General features: G+C 57.7%; 18 protein-coding genes and 1 tRNA gene. 9 read left to right on the plus strand and 10 right to left on the minus strand.

Annotated elements, in window-relative coordinates; genetic code table 11:
* Positions 1 to 48: 48 nt before the first annotated feature.
* From ACR0C9_RS01450 to ACR0C9_RS01465, 4 genes are all read left to right on the plus strand, one after another.
* Positions 49 to 819 carry a hypothetical protein gene (locus ACR0C9_RS01450; protein ID WP_480780217.1) on the plus strand — a complete coding sequence of 257 codons (771 nt, stop codon included), beginning with the start codon at positions 49 to 51 and terminating at the stop codon, positions 817 to 819.
* A gap of 459 nt (positions 820 to 1,278) precedes the next feature.
* A complete protein-coding gene (locus ACR0C9_RS01455; protein WP_480780218.1) occupies positions 1,279 to 2,391 on the plus strand; it encodes a hypothetical protein in 1,113 nt (370 codons plus the stop codon).
* Entirely contained in the window at positions 2,384 to 2,716 is a 333-nt protein-coding gene (locus ACR0C9_RS01460; RefSeq protein ID WP_480780219.1) for an STAS-like domain-containing protein, read from the plus strand. The genes ACR0C9_RS01455 and ACR0C9_RS01460 overlap by 8 nt, the downstream gene beginning before the upstream one ends.
* A 215-nt stretch (positions 2,717 to 2,931) precedes the next feature.
* A complete protein-coding gene (locus ACR0C9_RS01465) occupies positions 2,932 to 3,189 on the plus strand; it encodes a hypothetical protein (RefSeq protein ID WP_480780220.1) in 258 nt (85 codons plus the stop codon).
* A 313-nt stretch (positions 3,190 to 3,502) separates the two neighbouring features.
* Here ACR0C9_RS01465 and ACR0C9_RS01470 read toward each other — a convergent pair whose 3' ends face one another.
* From ACR0C9_RS01470 to ACR0C9_RS01500, 7 genes are all read right to left on the minus strand, one after another.
* Complete coding sequence (locus ACR0C9_RS01470) at positions 3,503 to 3,766, minus strand: hypothetical protein (protein WP_480780221.1); 264 nt, start codon at positions 3,764 to 3,766, stop codon at positions 3,503 to 3,505.
* A 114-nt stretch (positions 3,767 to 3,880) separates the two neighbouring features.
* Positions 3,881 to 3,957 (minus strand) — tRNA-Met (locus tag ACR0C9_RS01475).
* 73 nt (positions 3,958 to 4,030) lie between these two features.
* Positions 4,031 to 5,017 carry an alpha/beta fold hydrolase gene (locus ACR0C9_RS01480; RefSeq protein ID WP_170622966.1) on the minus strand — a complete coding sequence of 329 codons (987 nt, stop codon included), beginning with the start codon at positions 5,015 to 5,017 and terminating at the stop codon, positions 4,031 to 4,033.
* A gap of 4 nt (positions 5,018 to 5,021) precedes the next feature.
* Entirely contained in the window at positions 5,022 to 6,491 is a 1,470-nt protein-coding gene (locus ACR0C9_RS01485) for a flavin-containing monooxygenase (RefSeq protein WP_480780222.1), read from the minus strand.
* 133 nt (positions 6,492 to 6,624) lie between these two features.
* A complete protein-coding gene (locus ACR0C9_RS01490) occupies positions 6,625 to 6,864 on the minus strand; it encodes a hypothetical protein (protein WP_170632158.1) in 240 nt (79 codons plus the stop codon).
* A gap of 10 nt (positions 6,865 to 6,874) precedes the next feature.
* Positions 6,875 to 8,029: an aromatic ring-hydroxylating oxygenase subunit alpha gene (locus ACR0C9_RS01495; protein WP_170452462.1), complete on the minus strand. Its 1,155-nt coding sequence runs from the start codon at positions 8,027 to 8,029 to the stop codon at positions 6,875 to 6,877.
* 99 nt (positions 8,030 to 8,128) lie between these two features.
* A complete protein-coding gene (locus ACR0C9_RS01500) occupies positions 8,129 to 9,034 on the minus strand; it encodes a LysR substrate-binding domain-containing protein (protein WP_170452460.1) in 906 nt (301 codons plus the stop codon).
* 452 nt (positions 9,035 to 9,486) lie between these two features.
* Between ACR0C9_RS01500 and ACR0C9_RS01505 the strand changes: the two genes are divergently transcribed.
* The 5 genes from ACR0C9_RS01505 to ACR0C9_RS01525 all read left to right on the plus strand — a co-directional run bounded on the left by ACR0C9_RS01505 (position 9,487) and on the right by ACR0C9_RS01525 (position 15,656).
* A complete protein-coding gene (locus ACR0C9_RS01505; RefSeq protein ID WP_480780223.1) occupies positions 9,487 to 11,313 on the plus strand; it encodes a BCCT family transporter in 1,827 nt (608 codons plus the stop codon).
* A 146-nt stretch (positions 11,314 to 11,459) separates the two neighbouring features.
* Entirely contained in the window at positions 11,460 to 13,007 is a 1,548-nt protein-coding gene (locus ACR0C9_RS01510; RefSeq protein ID WP_480626308.1) for a trimethylamine methyltransferase family protein, read from the plus strand.
* A gap of 69 nt (positions 13,008 to 13,076) precedes the next feature.
* Positions 13,077 to 14,180, plus strand: a complete 1,104-nt coding sequence (locus tag ACR0C9_RS01515; RefSeq protein WP_480780224.1) for a mandelate racemase/muconate lactonizing enzyme family protein — start codon at positions 13,077 to 13,079, stop codon at positions 14,178 to 14,180.
* A 13-nt stretch (positions 14,181 to 14,193) separates the two neighbouring features.
* Positions 14,194 to 14,925 carry an SDR family oxidoreductase gene (locus ACR0C9_RS01520; RefSeq protein WP_170452454.1) on the plus strand — a complete coding sequence of 244 codons (732 nt, stop codon included), beginning with the start codon at positions 14,194 to 14,196 and terminating at the stop codon, positions 14,923 to 14,925.
* Entirely contained in the window at positions 14,922 to 15,656 is a 735-nt protein-coding gene (locus ACR0C9_RS01525; protein WP_480626307.1) for an SDR family NAD(P)-dependent oxidoreductase, read from the plus strand. Before ACR0C9_RS01520 ends, ACR0C9_RS01525 begins: the two co-directional genes overlap by 4 nt.
* Positions 15,657 to 15,667: 11 nt before the next feature.
* Here ACR0C9_RS01525 and ACR0C9_RS01530 read toward each other — a convergent pair whose 3' ends face one another.
* The 3 genes from ACR0C9_RS01530 to ACR0C9_RS01540 are packed head-to-tail and all read right to left on the minus strand — an operon-like array spanning position 15,668 to position 19,422.
* Complete coding sequence (locus ACR0C9_RS01530) at positions 15,668 to 17,008, minus strand: NAD(P)/FAD-dependent oxidoreductase (RefSeq protein WP_170452450.1); 1,341 nt, start codon at positions 17,006 to 17,008, stop codon at positions 15,668 to 15,670.
* The gene (locus ACR0C9_RS01535) at positions 17,005 to 18,501 is read right to left on the minus strand and encodes an aldehyde dehydrogenase (protein WP_480780225.1); all 1,497 of its coding nucleotides are present in this window, start codon (positions 18,499 to 18,501) and stop codon (positions 17,005 to 17,007) included. The genes ACR0C9_RS01530 and ACR0C9_RS01535 overlap by 4 nt, the downstream gene beginning before the upstream one ends.
* A gap of 3 nt (positions 18,502 to 18,504) precedes the next feature.
* On the minus strand, positions 18,505 to 19,422 hold the full coding sequence (locus ACR0C9_RS01540) for a dihydrodipicolinate synthase family protein (protein ID WP_170622983.1): 918 nt from the start codon (positions 19,420 to 19,422) through the stop codon (positions 18,505 to 18,507).
* Positions 19,423 to 19,428 lie beyond the last annotated feature (6 nt).

The following is a 19,428-nucleotide window of genomic DNA, read 5'->3' on the forward strand; positions in this document are numbered from 1 at the left end:
ATTTGGCCCTTAAGGCTATAGAGACCGCGCAGATATAAGAGATTTCAAATGATTGACGATGATGAACACTACTTTCTTGAAGAACTGGATGAAACTGCACAACTTGCTTTTGATACCAAATTTACGGAATGCCCCAAAGTCTTAGCGCGTTGGCTCCACCTGCTAGACAACGCACCGGACCGTTTTTCGGTCATCGTCACTGAGTTGGGAGATCTGATAACTCTCGAAGAGGTTTCACAGACAATGCTTATTGAACAAAGCGGTATGGGGAACAACACATTTGATTGGCCGTTGGACAAGGATCGGAGAATCGCTGCTCAGCTATGCCTGATACGCGCGCTGGTCGCAGATGCAATCAGCTTTGAAGGACTTATCGGAAGCTATTTTTATGAACGTCACGGGAACTACAACGATGCAAGCTTCCAATTTGTCAGCAATTTTTTCGCTCCTCATCATCGCGAACTTGACCGATATTTGAGGCGAAGGCTTGAGGGAGGTTCTATACCGGGGTCGGATAGGTTTGTGCGCATTGATCACAACTCACCAGAGATACAAGAGATTGCAGATCGGCTTGATACAATTGCCGCGCAGGTCACGGAGAGTAATAGTTTGGAAGGTGACGCCAGAGAGTATTTGCCAGCCGAACTGAACGCCGGACGTTACTTGTTGAAAAGTGGCTTGTTGCGCGTGAAAGCAGCGCTTGAGGTGATTGTGGCTCCATTGAGGTACATTGCGGAGAAATTTCTGGATGCCAGCCTTGGTCAGTTAGCTACCGTTCTAATAGGACTAGTCTTGGCGTTACTTGGTTTGTCAAGCTAAGGGGGTCTTTGCCCGGATCATCGCTATTTCTCAGCATGGTGCCAGAAATGGACAGATTTCAAACAAAGACCTCGAAAAGATCGTTCGCGCGTTATTTGGCAACAACTTGTGGGGTCTATTGGCTATGTTGCGCAACATCGAAGAAAGTGTGGCCTGTGCTATTGGTGCTAGGTCGGGATGGTGTCTGATCTCTCACATGCTAGAACTGCAAAATGTGCCAGATTTTGGAAGTCAGTAGGCAGAATGCCCAGCGCCTCGCGGACGTGTGGTTTAAGTATGCCATGTGATCGGAACCGTTAAGATATCGACAATGCTTGCCAAAAACATAGCTTTCGACCACTAAAACAACTCCCATATTCACTCTATCTCCGCACCGACTGAGGCACAGTGGGCAACCATTGGTCGCTTGGTTGAACTATTGCATCTTGCGTTTTTGGAGATGGTCGTTGATGAGTTTGCTTGGCAAATCGCGGCGAAGGCAAAATGAAATATATACCAAGAAGCAAGCAAATTGGACTCGCTGCCATAGCGAAGAAACGATGGGACAAACGTCTGAAGCGTCGGCTTTGGAAGGGCGAAGAGAAATATAAACCAGTAACTTTGACTGCACCTACGGTGCTAAGCTTCTCGCACAATGGTGGAGAGACAATTAAGTTCTTCCTTGATTTGAAATCTGCGATTTTCACTAACAAAATTGCCAAGCGGAAGGGGCTTACTGAACCTCAGCCGTTTGCAATTGATCTTTCCAAGGTTAACCGAATTTCGGTGCCAGCAGCCGTCGTTCTTGCTGCCGAGCTTCATCGTTGGTCTCTAAACAGAAAAGGCGGACTGAAAGCTAAAGGTAAACGCGACTGGTCACCAAGAGTTCAGACTTTGCTGCACGACCTAGGTGTGTTCGATCTGCTTGGAATACGATCAAAGCGATTGCAGGATTGTGACCCCGAAGAACTTGTACTGCTGAGACTACAATCAGACACACGACGTGACGGATCAAGCATAGCGAAACTGCAAACTTGGCTTCAAGAGTTGGGCGTGGTCTTCAGTAGCAAAAAGTTTGTGTTCGGGGCTTTGGATGAAGCGGTCCTGAACTGCTTAGACCATGGATACATTGATCTAGGCCAAAGGCCGAAGTTTCCGTACGCCGGTCATCGCTGGTGGGCAACTAGTTGTTATGATCCGAGTAGTGATTCCTTAAGGTTCTTTGTTTATGATCAGGGAGTCGGCATACCAGCGTGCGTTCCTACCAATAGCGATTTTTGGCCTTCAGTGAGAGCGAAGCTGGCCGAGATAGCTGGTGGAAGCCCCGAAGCCAACGTTATTGAAAGCGCCTTCGAAGTGGGGCGAACGCGAACGCACAAAGCAGAGCGGGGAAAGGGCCTCGATAAGATGCGTGATGCCATCCGACTGTCCGGTGAAGGTTACTTGCGCATCATCAGTGGAAAGGGAGATCTGTCGCTCAGCCGTGACAAAACCCTTAAAAAATTAGACCACGATCTACATATAGGTGGTACGTTGGTAGAATGGAGCATCCCTCTGGGCGCATTAAAAGGGAATGGAGCTAGCAATGGTTAGAATAGCTGTCGCCAAAGACTTCAATAAATTTCCCGGTGGTCGGTATCCTCGGCACGGAGAAGGCAATGGCCAAGATTTTCGCGAGAAGTTCTTACTTCCACACCTTGAAAAAGGTGAGAAGGTGGAGGTTGTTTTTGACGACGCCGCTGGTTTCCCTGCATCGTTTCTAGAGGAAGCGTTCGGTGGCCTAATACGCGCGGGTTTGACCCTTCGGAAGGTCAAAGAATTACTCACGATCGTGGCTGAAGATGCTGACAGCGAAGTGTATAAAGATGAAGCTTGGCAGTATGTTGCCGACGAAGCAGATCGGGAGCACGTCGCCTGACTTGGTCAATTTTCTTCTCTGCGCTGGTCGGGACGATAGTCGGCCCAATCATCAAGAGAATTCTCGATTACTGGTTTGGCACCGCTTTCCGGAAAGAGGCGACCAGGGATGCGGACGCTGAGTATATCTGCAGCGTTATCGACAGCCTTTTAGAAGATTGCACGAGTTTTTGGGGTGAGTCGGCCAAAGATCTGGGAGCCGACCATCCAAAGCTGATGGCACAAATTCTTGCCAAGTTGCACAACTTAAATGGTATGCAAAACCAACTTTTCGCTGACTACCCTAGGGCTCTAAAGAACACGAAAGATGAGTGGAAAGCTCTGCATAGGGCTGCGACGGGTGGTAACTTTGATGAAACGGATCGTCCGGCCGAAGCTGGAAAACTAACCGTAATTCTACAAACTGGCTGGCAAATGAGGAGAGGTGTTAAGCTGAGAAGGCAGGCAATGAAACGATCTGTAATCTCCGGTTAATGTTTCAAACCGTGTCCATTTAGAATCTCGACGCCAATGAAATCCTATCATTCAGACCGGGAGGGCGCGCGCTTCAAGGCGTTGGCGATATCGTGGTGGCAGATGGGATTAGCGAATTAAGGGATGCCTCCCAAAAGAATCAAAAAACAGTTTTGTACTTCGTCGTGAGCGGTTGCATGGATGACTACACACGCGCGCCGATTTTTGGGGGCGGGGGTCTCAAGTGACCGTATGTAAAGGGGGTGGGGGTGTCGCGAATTGGGCGACGAGTAAGGCCGACCGGCGCAACATGTCCGGCCGACCAAAGTGCTGATCAGCTTTGCACCAGCTTTGGCTTTGTTGACGCCGGCCAGTCGACGGCAAGATCGAGCGCTTCGATCTGATCGACAAGCGTATCCGTGGATCTGCACAGTGACTTCACGATGCCGTCTAGGGCCTTTCGTGTTTGCGGGTGCATGCCCAGTAAGCTTCCGTTGTCATAGTAAATCGCGTTATCCAAAGCTGCTGCCAGGCCAGCGGTTTCCATGGCTAACCCTAACATTTCGTCGCAGAGTTCTTTTGGTGAATCGGTCGTCATCTCGTTTCCTTTCCAAATTGGTGTTTGAGAAACCAAGTGGCGGGAAAGATGGCGGGACAAAGGTCAAACTGAAAGAGATTTCATATGGAAATCAGTATTTTAGTTTGTGTGATGTGGTAGCGGAGGAGGGACTTGAACCCCCGACACGCGGATTATGATTCCGCTGCTCTAACCAACTGAGCTACTCCGCCATGAGTGAGAGGCGATTTAAGGGAGCCGCTGGGGAGGGTCAAGGGGGAAAAGACCGGATCACAGCGGATTCTTTCAGATCGTTTGCGTGTTTTCGTCCTCGCCGGAATTCGATGTGTCCGCAGCGGATTGAATGACCCTGCGGATGAAATCTGCGCACTGGTCCGGAACCGTGATTGGCGTCATGTGGCCCAAACCGTCAACCTCTTCGTAGAACAACCCAAACTCCGTCATCGGAGGTCCGTGCAGCGCCGGAGACAGGATCGTGTCCTGCGCGCCGTAGAATACGCCGCCCGGGGTTCGCAGTTCGGGGTAGCGGGCGCTTTGGGCTGCGATGCTGTCATCCACGCCGACAAGATCCTGCGAGGCGGTGACGAAGGCTGACGGTCTTAACCCCAATGCCCCGCCCGCGCGGCTTAGAAAATCGTCCGGCACCGGTTCCGGGTCAAAGGCGAAATGCAGGGAATGGGGGGCCGTTTTGGCGGCAATCGGAACCGCCAGCGTGTTGCCCACCAGATTGCGTATCCATTCCGAACGGATTTCCAGCGATTTGAAGATCACTGGCGGGGCGGGCATCTTGTGGGTCAGCGGTGCCAGCAGGGCAAGGGCTGCCACCCGGTTCGGGTAATCCAGCGCGATGGCCAGTGACAGCGCGCCGCCCAGGGAATGCCCCACCAGCACCGCGTCGGATATGCCTTTGACTTCAAGAAATTCGTTGATCATCCGGGCCTGTTCCGGCAGCCGCCCGACCTCGGGCGCTTCGCGGGTCGAGTAGCCACATCCGGGGCGATCCAGGGCGATGACGTGATATTCATCGGCCAGCGCGTCGACCAAAGCATAGGTGAAATGCTGCAACTGCCCCGCCAGTCCATGGATCATGACAATGGTCTGCGCCTCGGGGTTGCCTTTTTCAACATAGTGAATGCTGCCCCCGGTGACAGGAACGATCTGCCCCAACTGCGGAACAGTTTTGAACCCCTCGTTGGTCAGATGCCGGGTCCAGAGGTGCATGACCAGCAGGACGGCCGCTAAAAGGGCGATTAGGATCAGCACAATTGTCATCTCATCAATCTCCTGCCGCGTCAGGCGCGGGCCAGTAGTGTTCCATTCCTGACCGGGCCATACGCTTTTGGAATTCTGCGACGGTTCCGGGCCACAGCGTCGTGTTGCGCCCCTTGGCATCCAGATACCAGGACGTGCAACCGCCGGATTTCCAGACACCGTCTGCGTGGCGGTCCTGCATTTCTTTGGTGAACGCCTCTTGTTTCTCGGCATGCGGCGTGATGGCGTCCAGCCCTTGATCCGCCATCGCGCTCAGCACTTCGCCAATATGGCTGACCTGCGCTTCGATCATCAGCACGACCGAGTTGTGGCCAAGCCCGGTATGTGGCCCGAGCAGAATGAAGAAATTCGGGAAACCCGCGACGGCGGTGCCCAGATTGGCCTGCATCCCGTCCGACCACGCCTGCCTCAGCGTCAACCCGTCCAGGCCGGTAATGTCCAGACGTTCGGCAATGTCGGTGACGTGAAAGCCGGTGCCCCAGACCAGAATGTCGGCCTGCGTCTCGGACCCATCGGTCGCAAGTATCTTGTCGCCGTCGATGGATGCCACGCCCGACGGGATAACGTGAACATTGTCACGTGTCAGGGTGGGGTACCAGTCGTTGGAACTGAGGATGCGCTTGCAACCGATCTGATAGTCCGGGGTCAGTTTCTCGCGCTCGGCCGGATCGGATATGGCACCGTGCAGCGATTTGCGCCACATGTTCATCGCATACGCCACCATGAGCTTTTCGCCCCGGAACACGCGGTGGCGAAACTCGAAAAAGGCGAAAATCAACCCGCGTCTGATCCGGGCCAGCAAGGGGACGCGCCGGTACAGCCGCCGGACCCAGGGCGCAATTGGACCGTCCGGGCGCGGCAGGACATAAGGCGCGCTGCGTTGGAAGACCGTCACCTGTTTCGCGGTCTTTGCGATTTCGGGCACAAACTGAATGGCCGATGCCCCGGTTCCGACAACAGCTACGCTCGCGCCGGTCATGTCAATGTCGTGGTCCCATTCCGCCGAATGGAAGCTGGGACCGGGGAAGCTGTCGGCGCCGGGAATGGCCGGAATGCTTGGAATATGCAGCGCGCCGATTGCGGACACCAGAAACCGTGCCGTCCAGGTCTGGCCGCTTTCGCTTTCGACATGCCAGTGATCCCCGTCCCATCTGGCGAATTTCAGGCGTTGGTTGAACTGGCACAGATCGTACAGTCCTTCATCCCGCGCGACGTTCTGCAGGTAAGCCTGTATTTCCGCACCGCCCGCATAAGACTGGCTCCAGTCCGGATTCGGATGCGTTGCCATGGAATACAGGTGCGAGGGCACATCGCAGGCAACACCGGGATAGGTGTTCTCGCGCCAGGTGCCGCCGATGTCATCGGCCTTTTCAAGAATGATGATGTCGCGAATGCCGCGTTTTCGGGCCTCCAGCGCCATGGTCAACCCGGCGAACCCCGCGCCGACGATCAGCATCTGTGTCTTTTGCGTCAAAACCTTGCCTCCCGGCACAACCATATGGAGATAACCCAAAGATAGGAAGGGGTGTGGTTTTGAGAAGCAAGTTATCGGGAATAAAAGTAAATCAGTGGGTGCTTGCGCTGTGAACAATTGGCACGTGTGCGTGTCACAGGTTCAGCCGATCGGCCCGCCCGTGTTGCACCAGTCGCAGGTTCAGCTCATCCGCCTCGGGTGCGCCGTGTTCCAGCGCAAAGACAAAGGCGTGGGTCAGGTAGAAACAGGCGGCGTCAATGTCGCCTGCCTCCTCGCGTTCATCTGCGGCCATGGTGTAGTATCGGACAAGGCCCGCGTGATCGTTGCCGGCGTGCGCGGCAAGAAGCAAATCGTCAAGCGCGGCCCTGTCCATGCCCAACGGCCTATTCTGACCGTCCATTTTCAATCTGTGTCGCGACCCAATGGTGGAAATTATGCGTGGGGCCGTCCATCGCGGGTGAAAAGCGGCCACCGTCGAACAGCATACCGTGACGCCCCTTTTGCATCCCTTCGACGACAAAGACATCCTCTTCGAACACGGTTTTCCAAAGCTGCGCGTTTGATGCCCGCAGACCGTCATGCTGGGGTGTCTCAGCCTCGCTTTTGGCATAGTAGAGCTCGATATGCTCGACGGTGTTTTCCTGATCCACCGGTTCCAGCACGATGGCAAAGCTGTGATCGCGCTGAACGCCCAACAGCACGTTGGGATACAGCGCCACATATTCCGCGCCCTCATCCCATTTGTCGCTAAGGCCTTCGAAATCCGGCAGGGTCGCACCGTCTTGATCTGTCAGTTGCCGGTAGACCAGCGTGCCCTGACCCGAGTAATGCCCGCGCTTTTCGATATTGTAGTGGTCCTCCAGCCGGGAATAGCTGTTCAGGCCGGGATGCACCCAGGGCAGGTGATAGCTTTCGCAGTAATTCTCGACCGCCAGCTTCCAGTTGGTTTTCACCTCCAGCTTGAAGGAGGATTCGTCGCCGCCGTGAAACAGCGGGGTTTCGAACTCTTTCCAACGTTCCAGCAGCTCGCCGTGGGCGTCTTCGAAAGAGGGCGCATTGCCGTCGACATTCACAAAGATCACATCGCGCCAGACATGCGAGCGGATACGGACCAGCCCGAGGTCTTCGTTCTTGACGTCTTCGTGCTTGTTCTGGCCGGGGCCGCCGACATGAGGGGTCGCACGCAGCTCACCCTTCAGGCTGTAGCACCAGCTGTGATAGGGGCAGCGGATGGCCCCGCCGATTTTCTTTGGCGCGTCCACAAGGATCATGCCCCGGTGGCGGCAGGTGTTTTGAAACACGCCAACCTCGCCATCGCGATCCCGGACGATAAGCAGCGGCATTCCCAGAAAATCGACCGGCTTGGCATCACCGATTTCAGGCACGTCCTTGCCGAACCCGATGCCTGACCAATTCGCGTACAGGACAGATTTCCGTTCTTCCGCGAACATGGCCGGATCGACGTAATGTTCATTCGGCAGACCATTGGCTGTGTTCACATCGGTCAGAACCGACGAGAGCGGGCTGTGCTTGTTCATCGAACTCTCCTGCGGTTGGGAATTGCCTTTCAGTTTCCTATTGGCGGACAGGTTGGGGGGACATCAATATCAGAAAAGCTCATCAATGGATGAGTTGAACTAAACCGAACCATCGCGCACCTCATCGATGATCCAATTTTTCAGGGCTCGGGCGTTGTCGGACAATTCCTCATCCGGGCGTCCGACAAGGTAAAACTGGTTCGGCGCTTCCAGAAAATGTGATCCGATCGGCACCAGTTTGCCGGATTGCAGCATCGGTTGAATCAAGCGTTTCCACCCCAGGGCCAGACCCGCCCCCTTGCGGGCCATCTGCAATGCGACCGAATAGCTGTTGACCCGCGTTTCCATTGTGATCCGGTCTGTATGGCCGAGTTGACGAAACCAGTCGGGCCAGGTTGTCCAAGTGTTGTCTTCGGAATCAAGATGTATCAGCCGCTGTTGCGCAAGGGTTCTTAGCCCGGTGCCCGCCAACTGTTCGGCAAGTTCGGGGCTGCCGACCGGCATCAGGTGATCCCGAAACAGCGGCGTGTGATCCAAGTTGGGATCACCATCGCGCCCGTAGCGGATAAAAAAGTCCAGATCGGATCGATCCTTGAACGGGCGATCCTGCGAGATCTGGTCGATGCTTACTTCGGGCATGTCACGCCAGAACCGGATCACAGATGGCGACAGCCACAAGGCCGCGACTGAGGTGGTCGATCCGACCGTGACCTTACCGCCATATGACCGATCCCGGATGGTCGAAAGCGATTTCGAGATGCGCCCGAAGGATGATGACAGCGCCTCGTGCAGCGCCTTGCCGTCATCCGTCAGGGCGACGCTGCGGTGTTTGCGCTGAAACAGCGGTGCCTCCAGATAGGCCTCCAACGCCTTGATCTGATGGCTGACCGCGCCGGGTGTCACCGAAAGCTCTTCGGCGGCGTTTTTGAAGCTGAGATGGCGGGCGGCCGCCTCAAAAGCCGACAGGGTTGTCAGGGGCGGCAGTTTGTAGTGGCGACGGGACATAGGGACCTGGCTGGCTTCGGGTTAGTCTTGCTCGTGCGACTATGAAAATTTTTATCGTTGAACGCCAGCATTTGATGCATTGAGAATGCGCCAAATTCTGATGTTTGCGAATTTGGAGTCGTCAATCCCCCCCGAACGGGTCGGTTTTAGTGAGCCGCTGTGGCGAAGGGCGCTTTAAACAGCCGACCTAAGAAATGTCATGTCCCACACGTTGTCAGCAACGCGTTTTGGGCCCGGCCCGAGATGTCCGCGCCCGTCAGGCTGGCTGACCAAGGCAAAGGACCAAAAGCGAAAAGCCCGGCAAAAGACGCAAAACCGGCGCCCACCGAGGACACCCGCGCAATCACAGGAATGCGGACGCGAAACGCGCACTAACGAAGAAAACAAGATGAGAGGGCACTGCGCTTGCAAAAGCTCTCCGGATAATCGGATCGACAGCACGGAGGAGAATTATGTCGGTACCTGAACCATTCACGGATCTAGAGATAGAAACGGCAGATGCCGGATTCTATGAAAATTACAGCGTGCCAATCGCGCTGATCAGCAAGGGCATCATGGTGGCCTTGGTGCTGTGGGCGCTGGTGTTTCCGGCAAACGCAAACAGCACATTGGGCAGTTGGAACGGTCGGCTGCTTGAAAGCTTCAACGGCTTTTACGTGATTATTGTTGGCCTGTTCTTTTTCTTTCTGGCGATTGTCGCGATCATCCCCTCGACCGGAAAGCGGATCATGGGCACGCCTGGCGAAAAGCCCGAATTCTCGAATTTCTCGTGGTTTTCGATGATGTTTGGCGCTGGTCTGGGCGTTGGCCTGATGGTGTTTGCCACCGCCGAACCGCTGGGCCTGTGGGGGTCGAACCCTGTTGTCGTGTCCGGCTCGGTCGAAGGCAACAGCCCCGAGGCGCTGCAATCGGCCTACCGGTTCACCTATCTGCACTACGGCTTCCACGCTTGGGCGATCTACGTGGTGACCGGCCTGTCGCTGGCCTACTACGCCTATACGCGCAACATGCCCCTTACCATTCGCTCGGCGCTGACGCCTTTGTTCGGTCGGCTGATGAACGGGTTCCTGGGTCATGTGGTTGACGTGCTGGGTGTTGTGGCAACGATCCTCGGCGTCTCGGTGACCATCGGCTACGGTGTCAGCCAGTTCATCGATGGGGTCTACGCCATCACTGGCATGCAGTGGGTCATGGATCTGGGTGGTGACGTGCCAACCCCAAGCAAAGTGGGTCTGATTGCAGGTCTGCTGGTCATCATGTGCCTGTCGATCATCTCGGCTGTTTCGGGTGTCGGGCGCGGGGTAAAGTACCTGTCGAACCTCAATCTGGTGCTTTCGATCATCCTGCTGGGAACGTTCGTCGTGTTCGGATCGTTCGTCTTTGCCATGACGACCTATGGTTCGGCGATGGTCGATTACATCCTGAACTTCCTGTCGCTCAGCTTCAGCGCGTATGGGCCGTTGTCTGCGGAATCCTTCGCGGCGGCCTTGCCTGCCGAGGCGCAGGCGCACGCCAACGACCTATTCGGCGGCGCAACCAACGCCTGGGGCAGCTTTGACGGCTTCAAAAGCGGCCTTGAAGGCGCCGCAGCCGAGTTGGACGAGGCCACTCTGACCGCAGCATATGCTGCTGGTGAGCAGGGCCGTCAGTTCGGATGGCAAGCCGGTTGGACCACGTTCTACTGGGCCTGGTGGATCGCGTTCTCGCCCTTCGTGGGCCTGTTCCTTGCACGTATCTCCAAGGGCCGTTCGGTGCGCGAGTTCATTCTGGGCTGTGTCTTTGCACCTGCACTGGTCTGCTTTGCCTGGATGACGGTTCTGGGTGGTACGGCGATTGATCTGGAACTGGCAGGTGCTGCAGAAGGTGCGATCATTGGGGCATCGAACACCAACAAACTGTTCGTGACCCTGTCTTACATGATCGATGGCGGGCTGCTGTCCATGCTGAACGTCATGTGCGTGATCCTGATCATGACCTTCCTCGTGACCTCGGCGGACTCGGGCATTCTGGTGATGAACACCATCATGTCGGGCGGCAGTCAGGAAACCGGCGTCAAGCACCGTATCATCTGGGGTGTGATCCTGACCGCTGTGATCGGTGCGCTGATCCTTGCAGCCGGGGACAACAACCCAATGGACGCGCTGCGCAACGCGATGATCATCGGGGCGTTGCCGTTCACGATGGTCATGGGCTTGATGTGCGTCGCACTGGGCAAGGCCCTGTTCCGCGACGGGCAGCGTGACAAACACGCGGCCTCGTCTACGCAGGCGGCTGAATAATTGCTGTTGCGATCCCTTGAAAACAACAAACGCCGCCCAAACCGGGCGGCGTTTTTCGTGTCGCTTCCTGCAAGCACATATCGCAATCAGAGAGGTGACAGCCCGGCGAATCCCCCAAAGTGAAACGCAAGATGGAGGATTGCCAAGTGAACATCCGTACGACAACGCGCGCCGGTGGGCGCTCGGCCCGCCGCGCGCTGCGCACCGCACCGAACTTTGACATGTTGCCCGGTCTGACCCGGGGCATTCCGCTATGCGAGGTTATGGACGGCAACCAAGTTGAACGCATCGACAATGCCTCGAAGGACATCCTTGAAAACGTCGGCGTTCAGTTCCGTGACCCGATTGCCCTGGAGGACTGGAAGAGGGCAGGGGCCAAGGTTGAAGGTGAGTTGGTCTATCTGGATCGGGGCCTTGTGCGCGAGTTGATCGCGACGATCCCGTCTGACTTCACATACCACGCCCGCGACCCTAACAAGAATGTACGTTTGGGTGGTAAACACTCGATCTTTGTGCCGATGACCGGCGCGCCCTTCCTGCGCGATCTGGACGATGTGCGCAGGAACCCCACGCTGGACGATCTGGCGATGTTTCACAAACTCAGCCACATGATGCCCGCGCTGCATTCCTCGGCGCATCATATCGTGGAACCGTATGACCATCCGATCAGCCAGCGGCATCTGCGCATTACCTATTCGTCGATGAAACACTCGGACAAGACGTTCATGGGCATGACCACCTCGCCCAAGAACGCCGAAGACGTGATGGAGATGTGCGCGATCCTGTTTGGCGAGGATTTCCTTGAGGATCACCCCGTTACCACCGGCAATTGCAATGGAAACTCACCGCTGGTCTGGGATGAGACGATGCTGGGCGCGATGCGGGCCTTTTGCCGCCGCAATCAGCCCGTCTTGTGTTCTCCGTTCGTTTTGGGCGGGGCCAATACGCCTGCCTCTGTTCCCGCCACGGTCGCACAGCTAAACGCCGAGGCGCTGAGCGCGCTGGCCTATACGCAGGTCATCCGCAAAGGGGCTCCGGCGATCTATGGTCATTACCTGTCGACAGTATCGATGAAATCCGGCGCACCGATGGCGGGTACGCCCGAGATCAGCCTGATGAATTTCATGATCGGTCAAATGGCGCGGTATTACGATGTGCCTTGGCGCACCTCGAACACGTTGGGCGGGGCCAAAACCTTTGACGCGCAGGCAGGGTATGAATCGGCGACGACGCTGAGTGCGGTGATGCATGCTGGGGCGAACTACATCTGGCACAGCGCCGGGTGGAACGAGGCCGGAATGCACTGTTCGGTTGCCAAGTTCATTGTCGATGCCGAGCAATGCGCGATGGCCTACCGCATGGCCGAGGGGCCCAAATGGGGCGATTTCGACGAAGCACTCTCTGCCGTCCCCGAGGTCGGGCCTGGCGGGCATTATCTGGGCCACCCCCACACGCAGGACAATTTCCAAACCGCGTTCTTCATGCCAGAGATGTTCGATAACAACTCGATCGAACAATGGGTGGCCGAAGGTGAGGTCGAAATAACCGAACGCGCGTTGACCCACGCCCGCAAACTGCTGGCCGAGTATCAGGAACCCACGCTCGACATCGCCAAGAACGAAGAGCTGCTGGACTACATCGCCCGCCGGGAACGAGAGATCCCGGCCGCCGATGAGTTGAACCAGACCTACTAAAGAACACTCCCCGTACTGGCCCGCCCCTGCACAGGCGGGCCCTTTTTTGTTCATGATCCGAAGGCCAAAATGAAGATCGCCGAAATTCACATCTACAGCCACGAACTGCCGGTCAAAAACGGCCCCTACACGATGGCAAATGCCGAAGTTTGGGCGCTGGACACGACCCTTGTGAAACTTGTGGCCGAGAATGGTCTGGTGGGGTGGGGGGAAACCTGCCCGGTCGGTCCGACCTATGCCGAAGCCCATGCCGCCGGTGCCCGCGCCGCATTGGCCACAATGGCACCGGGCCTGATCGGGGCCGCGGTGCTGCCGGTGCCGCTGCATCGCCGGATGGATGTGGTGTTGAACGGGCATAACTACGCCAAGGCGGCGGTGGATATTGCGGCGCATGATCTGTTGGGCAAAGCGCTGGGCGTTTCGGTTGCTGATTTGTTGGGTGGCGCAGTGAGCCGCAGATTGCCCTCCTACTACGCGACCGGGGTCGGGGCACCGGACGACATCGCGCGGCTGGCGGGTGAGAAGCTGGCCGAAGGCTATCCTCGCCTGCAGATCAAGGTTGGTGGGCGCCCGGTCGAGCTGGATATCGAGACGATCCGCAAAGTGTGGGAGGTGATCCGGGGCTCGGGCATGAGGCTGGCGGTCGATGGCAATCGGGGCTGGACCACCCGCGATGCGCTGCGGGTCAGTCGCGAATGCCCCGAGATCCCGTTCATCATGGAACAACCCTGCAACACCATTGAGGATCTACAGAAAATCCGGCCACAGGTTCAGCATCCGATCTACATGGACGAAAACAGCACCAGCCTGAACACCGTTATCACTGCTGCGGGAACCGGTCTGGTGGACGGGTTCGGAATGAAACTCACTCGGGTCGGCGGTTTGCACCCCATGCGCGCCTTCCGTGACATTTGCGCGGCGCGCAACCTGCCGCATACCTGCGATGACAGTTGGGGCGGGGATATCATCGCTGCCGCCTGCACGCATATCGCGGCAACTGTGCGCCCGGACTTGTTGGAGGGCGTCTGGCTCGCAGCGCCTTATATTGATGGGCATTACGATCCAAAAAACGGCATTCAGATCAACGGCGGGCATATCGACCTGCCAACCGGGCCGGGCTTGGGTGTTATGCCTGACGAAAGCCTGTTCGGCGCGCCTGCCGCGTCATTTTAGATTGGGTGACAGAATGGATTTGAACGGAAAAGCAGCCCTTGTGACAGGCGCGGCAGGTGGGATCGGTACCGCACTGGTGCAGCGTTTGCGCGATGCCGGTGCGCGTGTCGCCGTGGCAGATCGCAATGTGGACGGGATCGAGGCCGAGGCGCATTTGCCAGGTGATCTTCTGAACCCCGATTACGCGGACGCTTTGCCCAAGGCGGCAGCTTCGGCTTTGGGTGGTCTGGATATCGTTCTCAACAATGCGGGCGTTATTACGCGCGGGTCTGTCACCGAGACCTCGGATGACGATTGGTCCTTGTCATTGGGCGTGAATGTCGAAGCCCCGTTTCGCATTTGTCGGGCCGCGATTCCGATCATGGCCGATTGCGGCGGTGGAGCCATCGTCAACACAGCCTCTTGCTGGGGGCTGCGTCCGGGGCCGAACCACGCGGTCTATTGCATGACCAAGGCGGCCATCGCGTCGCTAACGCAGTGCATGGGGATGGATCATGCGCATCAGGGCATCCGCATCAATGCCGTTTGCCCGAATGAGGTGAACACGCCGATGTTGCGCTCGGGCTTTGAAAAGCGGGGATTTGACCCCGACACCGCCGTGGCCGAGCTGGGCCAGACCGTACCGCTGGGCCGCATAGCCGAGCCTGAGGATGTCGCAGATGTCATTATGTTCCTTGTCTCGGACGCGTCGCGTTATGTTTGCGGCACATTGGTTGAAGTGAACGGAGGCAAGCCGGTCTCATGACTCGATTTGAAGGCAAAACCGCGCTTGTCACCGGCGGGCGCAGCGGGATTGGTCGGGCCATTGCCGAACGGCTGCGGCACGAAGGCGCGCGCGTGTTTACGGCGCAGCGTGGGGCAGACCCGGAGCTTGAATGGATCACGGCGGACTTTACCGATCCGGATAGTCCCCGGCGGGTGGTGGATGCCGTTATCGCCAAGGCCGGGCGTCTGGATGTTCTGGTCAACAACGCAGGTATGATGCAGGAATCCTCGGTCGAGGATATGAGCCTTGAGGACTGGCAGCGCACTCTGACCGTCAATCTGACAGCGCCCTTCCTGATGATAAAAGCCGCGCTGCCGCATCTGCGCAAAACGCGGGGTTGCATCGTAAATACCGGATCGATCGAAGGTTTGGGCAGCAATCCCGGTCACGCGGCCTATTGCGCGTCCAAGGCCGGTTTGCATAGCCTGACCCGCGCTGTTGCTGTGGATCACGGGGCCGAAGGCGTCCGCTGCAACGCGGTCGCGCCGGGGTGGATCGACACCGACCTGAACGAGGATTTCGTCAACGCGATGCCCGATCCCGATGCGTTTCGCCGAGATATTGCAAATATCCACCCTGTCGCCCGGACCGGACGGCCCGAGGAAGTTGCGGCGCTAGTCGCGTTTCTGGCCTCGGAGGATGCGGCATTCATCACCGGGCAGATATACACCGTTGATGGTGGGCGAATGGCAAAGCTCAGCCTGCCCTGAGACCTTCGGCGCTATTCCTTGCCCGAGCGCCATTCCTTCCAGATCAGATAGCTGTTTGCCCCGAGCGAGGCGAAGGGCTCGGGCGGCAGGCGCGGCAGGTCCGGCTGCGCCAGAAAGTGATCCGCGATTTCTGAACCGCCCTGCAGCACAAGCTCGGCAATGCCCATTCCTTGCAATGTCCCGCGGGCGATGCCGAGGCCGTTCTGGCAGCAGGCAGAAAAGATGCCGTCCTCCAGTTGTCCAAAGGCGGCTGATCCATTGCGGCTGAGGCAGAGCATTCCGGCCCAGCGATGCTCCATCCTCACATCAGGCAAATGCGGGAAGCGTTCCGTGAACTTCCGGTCATGCACCCAGCCCGCGTTGCGCAACCGCATCGGGCTGGTTTCGATGCTCGGGTGAAAGCTGGAACAGGTGCGGATCAGGATGCGATCCCCATAGCTGCCCGACACGCGCCGGACCGAGGTGCCCATCGGATCGGCCGGCGTTGCCGACCAGCGCGACTGCCCGCCTAGCGTATTGATCTGCGCCTCGGTCAGCGGGGCCGTGATCGAGGCGTAGAGGCAGATATGCATCAACTGCCGCTGGTAGAACCCAAAGCTTTCAAGATGGCCGTTATTGGCCAGAATGATCCGCCCGGTGCTGACCCTGGCCTTGGGGGTGTTGACCACCCAACCTGCACCTTGCTTTTCAAAACCGGTGACCGGAGAGTTCTCGAACACGTCGATCTGTTCCGCCAGTCGGGCCGACAGCGCCCGGATATAGGCTGCTGGCTGGATCATCACCGTTCCCGGTGCATAAAGACCCGAGGTATAATGCGGGCTGCCCGTAATCTCTTGCATCTGCTGTTGATCATAAAGCGTATGCGGCTCGCCCAGTTTGGTCAGATGCTCGGCAAATTCGTGATTATGCGCGTCACCCGCCTTGGTGGCGGCGGCGTTGTACTTGCCGCACGGGTCGAACATCTCCTGCGGCAGGTCGCACTCATCGGCCACTTCGGTCGCAAAACCGATGGCCTTGCGGTTCAGCGCGATGGCGGCGCGATCCGCCTCTAACCCTTCGCCCGCGTAATTGTCCGAGGCCAGATCATGCGGCAGGTCGATCATGAACCCCGAGTTCCGCCCTGCCGAGCTGTCAGCGAATTGGGCCGCCTCCAGCAGAACGATTTTCAGGGACGGATCCAGTTGGTGCAGCCGTCGCGCCGTGCTGAGCCCGGCAAACCCGCCACCGACAATGGTGATGTCGGCGTTTTGGTCCTGTTCCAGCACCGGCAGGGGCGTCTGGGATGGCAGGATGGCATTCCATCCCGCCGGGCCGGTCTGCCGGGGCAGTCTTTTGGCCTTGAACCGTGTCAATCCACGGCCTCGTCCGCGTCATCGGCCAGATCGATCCAGATGGTTTTCAACTGAGTGTACTGGTCATGGGCATGGAGCGAGTTGTCGCGACCACCAAAACCCGATTGCTTGTAGCCGCCAAACGGGGTGGTGATGTCGCCCTCACCAAAACTGTTGACTGTGACGGTACCCGCCCGGATCGCCCGCGCGCCGCGAATGGCGCGCTTTGCGTTGGCGGTGAAGATCGAGGCGCAGAGGCCATAGTCGGTGTCGTTGGCAAGCTTGATGGCCTCATCAAAGCCCGACACTTCGATCACCGACAGAACGGGGCCGAAGATTTCCTCGCGCGCCAGAGTGGCGTCATTGCCGGGCACTTCGACCACAGTGGCTTCGACAAAGCCCCTCTCAGCTTTTCCTCCAATGACCACGTTTTCGGCCTGATCCAGATAGCCGCACACTTTGTTGTAGTGCCCTTCGCTGACCAGCGCGCCCATACGGGTTTCCGGGTCAAGCGGGTCGCCGATATTCCACTGTTTGGCGTGATGCGCGATGCGCTCCAGCAGTTCCTCTTTCACGTCCTTATGCACGATCAGGCGGGACGAGGCCGAGCAGTTCTCTCCCATATTCCAGAACGCGCCGTTCACCACATGCGCGGCCACACGATCCAGGTTTTCGGCGTCCTCCATCACGATGGCGGGGTTCTTTCCGCCCATCTCAAGCACCACCTCTTTGGCGTTGCTTTCAGCAGAGTAGGTCAGGAACCGCTTTCCGGTGACGGTCGATCCGGTGAAGGACACCATGTCGATATCCGGATGCCGCCCAATCGGTTCTCCGACGTCGGCCCCGCCACCGGGCACGATATTCAGCACGCCGCGCGGCAGACCGGCCTCCATCGCCAGTTCGGCCAGACGCAAAGCAGTCAGCGTGGTTTCCGCTGCCGGTTTGACAACGACCGAACAGCCTGCTGCCAGAGCAGGCCCGATCTTCCACGCCAGCATCAGCAGGGGGAAGTTCCACGGTAGCACCAGCCCGACAACGCCGATGGGTTCGCGCACCACCATGGCGATGTGATCGTCGCTGGCGGGTGAGACCTGATCGTAAATCTTGTCAATCGCCTCGGCGTGCCATTTCAGGCAGTGAATCGTCTCGGGCACGTCCACGGTTTCGCAGTCATAGATGGTCTTGCCGCTGTCGATGCTCTCCATCACCGCCAGTTCGCGCGCGTTGCGTGTCATCAGCTTGCACAGCCGGATCAGCACGTCCTTGCGCTCGGATGGATGCAGTTTCGACCAGCGGCCATCGTCAAATGCCTCACGCGCCTTTTCGACAGCAAAATCCACATCCGCCGCACCGCAGGCGGCGATTTCGGCCAGTTTTTCGCCGGTGGCGGGGTTCACCGTCCCGAATGTCTCACCCGAGATCGCCGGGCGGAATGCGCCATCAATGAAGGCTCCGGTCGGCAGTTCCAGATTGGCAGCGATGGATTTGTATTCGTCCTTAGTAAGCAATCCCATGCCTTAGCCCTCCGCCACGATATCTGCGATTGTCTTTTTCAATACGCGCGTCACCTGTTCTAGCGCGCGCTTGTCGTCCTTGTTCAGACCTTTCAACGGAGGCCGCATCGCGCCCGCGTCGATCCCGTTCATGGTCACACCGTGTTTGATGGTCTGGATGAATTTGCCGCCCTGTTCCAGCACCCGCATCAGCGGCATCATGGCGGACATGATCCGGCGACCCTTGGCGAAATTGCCCTCGATCACGCAGGCCTGATACAGGGCCACATGCTCTGCAGGCAGGAAGTTCGACCCGCCGCAGACCCAGAACGGTGCGCCCCAGGCAAAGAACTCCAGCGCCTGATCGTCCATGCCGCAGCCCAGCTGGATATGCGGATAGTCGCGCGCCAGCAGATGCACCCGGTTGATATCCCCCGAGCTTTCCTTGATGCCGCAGAAGTTGCGACTGCGACCCACGCGGTCGAGGAATTCCTCACCCATCATCGTGCCGGTGCGGTGTGGGTAGTTATACAGCATGACAGGCAAGTCAGCGGCTTTGTCGATGGCCAGCGCGTTCAGTGCGTTTTCGCGATCGGTTGGCACTGAATAGGGCGGGCTGGCCAGCAGGATGGCATCGGCACCGATCTCACGCGCGCCCGAGGCCAGGGCAATCGAATCCGGTGTCAGCATTGCCCCGGTTCCTACGACCAACGGCAGACGGCCCTTCAACTGCTCATGCGTGAACCGCGCCAGTTCCAGCCGTTCCTCGACAGTCTGCGCATAGTTCTCACCGGTCGACCCGCCCGAGATCAGGCCGTGCACGCCATTCTCAATCAGGTATTCGATCACCTGCGCCAGAGCGTCCCAATTCACGCGTCCATCGTCGTGATAGGGCGTGACCACCGGGGTATAGATTCCCTCAAATCTGAAAATCGGGTTCATTCCGTC

The sequence above is a fragment of the Ruegeria sp. C12 genome (assembly GCF_056537745.1).

Coding starts and splice junctions, on each gene's coding strand:
- ACR0C9_RS01490 (WP_170632158.1), bottom strand. CDS start 6,864: ATGGACAGGGCCGCGCTTGACGATTTGCTTCTTGCCGCGCACGCCGGC.
- ACR0C9_RS01480 (WP_170622966.1), bottom strand. CDS start 5,017: ATGACAATTGTGCTGATCCTAATCGCCCTTTTAGCGGCCGTCCTGCTG.
- ACR0C9_RS01520 (WP_170452454.1), top strand. CDS start 14,194: ATGGATTTGAACGGAAAAGCAGCCCTTGTGACAGGCGCGGCAGGTGGG.
- ACR0C9_RS01460 (WP_480780219.1), top strand. CDS start 2,384: ATGGTTAGAATAGCTGTCGCCAAAGACTTCAATAAATTTCCCGGTGGT.
- ACR0C9_RS01515 (WP_480780224.1), top strand. CDS start 13,077: ATGAAGATCGCCGAAATTCACATCTACAGCCACGAACTGCCGGTCAAA.
- ACR0C9_RS01540 (WP_170622983.1), bottom strand. CDS start 19,422: ATGAACCCGATTTTCAGATTTGAGGGAATCTATACCCCGGTGGTCACG.
- ACR0C9_RS01470 (WP_480780221.1), bottom strand. CDS start 3,766: ATGACGACCGATTCACCAAAAGAACTCTGCGACGAAATGTTAGGGTTA.
- ACR0C9_RS01465 (WP_480780220.1), top strand. CDS start 2,932: ATGGCACAAATTCTTGCCAAGTTGCACAACTTAAATGGTATGCAAAAC.
- ACR0C9_RS01495 (WP_170452462.1), bottom strand. CDS start 8,029: ATGAACAAGCACAGCCCGCTCTCGTCGGTTCTGACCGATGTGAACACA.
- ACR0C9_RS01525 (WP_480626307.1), top strand. CDS start 14,922: ATGACTCGATTTGAAGGCAAAACCGCGCTTGTCACCGGCGGGCGCAGC.
- ACR0C9_RS01450 (WP_480780217.1), top strand. CDS start 49: ATGATTGACGATGATGAACACTACTTTCTTGAAGAACTGGATGAAACT.
- ACR0C9_RS01500 (WP_170452460.1), bottom strand. CDS start 9,034: ATGTCCCGTCGCCACTACAAACTGCCGCCCCTGACAACCCTGTCGGCT.
- ACR0C9_RS01505 (WP_480780223.1), top strand. CDS start 9,487: ATGTCGGTACCTGAACCATTCACGGATCTAGAGATAGAAACGGCAGAT.
- ACR0C9_RS01535 (WP_480780225.1), bottom strand. CDS start 18,501: ATGGGATTGCTTACTAAGGACGAATACAAATCCATCGCTGCCAATCTG.